Source organism: Psychrobacter sp., from assembly GCF_036731945.1.
Taxonomy (GTDB): domain Bacteria; phylum Pseudomonadota; class Gammaproteobacteria; order Pseudomonadales; family Moraxellaceae; genus Psychrobacter.
This window is the reverse complement of sequence record NZ_DAINDI010000062.1, coordinates 14965-18037: the sequence shown is the minus strand read 5'-3', so window position 1 is coordinate 18037 and position 3073 is coordinate 14965. Positions and strand designations below refer to the sequence as shown.

3 protein-coding genes are annotated in these 3073 nt (G+C 43.4%); all 3 read right to left on the bottom strand.

Features of this window, described 5'->3' with window-relative positions; genetic code table 11:
- Positions 1-73: 73 nt before the first annotated feature.
- On the bottom strand, positions 74-1009 hold the full coding sequence (locus tag V7D75_RS11695) for a D-2-hydroxyacid dehydrogenase (RefSeq protein ID WP_333614698.1): 936 nt from the start codon (positions 1007-1009) through the stop codon (positions 74-76).
- A gap of 259 nt (positions 1010-1268) precedes the next feature.
- Positions 1269-2231, bottom strand: a complete 963-nt coding sequence (locus V7D75_RS11690; protein ID WP_333614697.1) for a response regulator — start codon at positions 2229-2231, stop codon at positions 1269-1271.
- Between the two features lie 96 nt (positions 2232-2327).
- Positions 2328-3073, bottom strand: a 746-nt coding sequence (locus V7D75_RS11685; protein WP_333614696.1) for a sensor histidine kinase, incomplete at its 5' end; no start/stop codon positions are given.

The following is a 3073-nucleotide window of genomic DNA, read 5'->3' as shown; positions in this document are numbered from 1 at the left end:
TCCTTGTTTAGCTACAATTTATCTCATTTTTATCACCATTTTTAAAATGAGGACGCGCCCTAGTGATTGTCTTTTAATGCTTATCGATAAATTCTGAAACTTGCTTGCTTAATATCTGCCATAAGGTTTCTTGCGCGCTTTTACTGCCCCAGGCGTTATGCGGGCTAAATATCACCCGCGGATGATTAGCAAGGGTTAATAAAGGGTCGTCTTTGACAATCGGCTCTTGCTCAAATACATCGGTGGCATAACCAATAATTTGCACGTTATTAATGGCATCGGTCAGCGCTTCGCTATCGACAATACCACCGCGGGCGACATTGACAATCAGTGGTTGCTTAGCCATTTTTGCTAAGGTGTCTTTATTAATTAGGTGTTTGGTTTGCTCATTTAATGGGCAATGTAAGCTTAGTACATCAGACTGCGCCAGTACCTCTTCAAAGGCCGTATAATCCTCATTACGCGGCGCACGCCCTTGATGCTCTGCCCACAATACCGTCATCCCAAAAGCGCGGGCGATGTCGGTGACGCGTTTACCGATAGTGCCAACACCAATAATACCAAGCGTCTTATCTTCCAAATCTATCAGTGGGATATCGAGCAAGCAGAAATTACCGTTATCTTGCCACGTACCGTCCGCAACTTTTTCATGATAATGGATGCCTGCGCGCATGGCCGTTAGCATTAACATAAAAGTATGCTCGGGCACGCTTTTGACCGCGTAACCTGCGACGTTATATAGCGCAACATTGTGCTTAGCACAGGCATCTTGATCGACGTTATTCATACCTGTTGCGGTCAGTTGGATAAGCTTCAACTTAGGCAGATTGGTAATGACGTCAGCGCTGATTTGGACTTTATTGGTAAAAATGATATCAGCATTTTGACAGCGTTCAATAATTAGCTCTTGAGGTGTATCGTCGTAAGTAATGTAGTCAGTCACGCCAGCAGGTGCTGGCAAGTCGATATTGTCAGAAAAAGTACCCTTGTCTAAAAAAACCGCTTGCATGATGTTTCCTTATCTCATTGTTATTTTAAATAGATAATATTTTAAATAGATGACGTTTTAAATGGTCTTGCATTTTAAATAGGCTGATAGAGTTATTGGCTTAATGTAGCACGTTGCCGCACTTAGTCAAAAAACGCGTCAAAAACCCCATCGAAAAGCGTGCAGTAAAAAACCTCTACTTCAATTGAAATAGAGGTTTTATTTTTTGCGACAGGAGTTCTTGTGCTTATATCGTTTTTCGTTTTATAAAGAAAAATGCTTATAAAGAAAAACGCTTGCGCAATTTGCCAATCAGACTTCGAACGCGACTGCTTAAATCAATACGTACATCGTTTTCAGGGTCGTGCTCGACTTCATAACGTTTGACCAATTCAGGGCTGGCTTTGAGTTTTGCATGATGCTGGAAAGCACGGTTGACGCTAATCTCAAGCAGGCTGGCACGCATGGGCTTAGGTAAGCAGCGATAAACCTGACCTTTATTAATCAAATCAATGAGCAAACCTGCATCTTGGAATTCAGTCTGTACCAAAACCACCAAGTGCGGCGCATCTTGTTTTAAGGTAAAGATAATCGGCGCGATATTTTCGCCGCTGACATTGATGTCGGTAATACACACGCCGATATCTTCATTGGCCAAATAATCGTAAGCTTCTTCCAAGCCTTCAGCGTGCAAGACTCTATAGCTATGCGAGAACTGCTTACTTATTTGCTCAATCAGTTCGTCGGTTTCATCGATGACCAACAGTGTCTGCTTTTTACCCGAGCTATCAAATTGCTCCGCGTCTTCATCTGGATTATAAGTCAACGCGATTTCGGTGGCGCGACCGACAACCGCAAGCAGTTCTTCAGATTTGCATGGTTTGGTCAAGTAACGATAAATCTCACCATCGTTAATAGAACCAATAATAGCGTTCAAATCAGCGTAACCGGTCAATAAAATCCGCATGGTAGATGGCGACACTTCTTTGACTTCACGCAAGATATCGACACCCACACGCTCAGGCATACGTTGGTCGCTGACCGCCACGTGTACATGGTTATTTTTGATATAGTCGATATACTCGGTCGGGTCAGTGGTGATAAAAACGTCATGCGTTTTACGAAACAGCAGTTTCATCGAACGTAAAATACGTTGTTCATCGTCGATAAACGCCAACTTCGGTTTTGGTCCAGACGCTAGCTCAGCGCCAGAGGTTTCCATTTCATGGTCAAATTCATTCATGATGATATCCTTATGATGAATAATAATATGGTAGCTTTATATAATCATTTAAATAGCAATTGTGCTCACAACAAAACGAACAACAGAACCTAGCGCTTACGCTGCTAGGCTTTGTTCGGTTAAATCATTATCAATCGGTAGCGTTAAGGTAAAGGTGGTGCCAACGCCTTCGGTTGAGACCGCTTTAATGTCGCCATTATGCTGCTCCATAATCTGCTGACTGATGGCCATCCCAAGACCGGTTCCTTCACCCGCGCCTTTAGTGGTAAAGAACGGCTCAAAGATTTGATTAAGTACTTCTGTACTCATGCCTTTCCCATTGTCGCTGACATCGATATAGACATTGCGCTCATCAAAGCGCGTGCGCACTTCGATTTTGCCATCCGGTTTTTCGCCCATGGCTTGCGCGGCGTTATTAAGCAAGTTCACTAGCACCTGATTAATCTGTGACGGCGAGCATTTAATCTCAGGCGTCGGCGCAAAATCAGTGACAATTTCTTGATGTCTGATAGAGTTGCCAGCGATTTTCAATGACGCTTCGATACATTCGCGCACATCGATGGTTTTCACTTTTGACTCATCAAGACGGGCAAAGTTACGTAAGTTTAGGACCATCTCGGTGATTTGCTCGACGCCAAAGAGAGAGTCTTTAATCAGCTCTTTAAGCTCAGCGGACAAATCATCTTCTTGGATTTCATCAGACGCACGGACGATATCTGCCAATAGTTTGTCTATTTTGCCATCAGCTGCCGCGTCAGCTTTAACGGCTTTTAACCCTTGTACCAACTCAATCAACTCTTCGTATTGCTCAGTCAACTGACCGATAATCTCAAGGTTGTTTT

What these genes read in the sequence shown, in the direction of transcription:
- V7D75_RS11695 (WP_333614698.1), bottom strand. Translation starts at nt 1,009, where the DNA reads ATGCAAGCGGTTTTTTTAGACAAGGGTACTTTTTCTGACAATATCGAC.
- V7D75_RS11690 (WP_333614697.1), bottom strand. Translation starts at nt 2,231, where the DNA reads ATGAATGAATTTGACCATGAAATGGAAACCTCTGGCGCTGAGCTAGCG.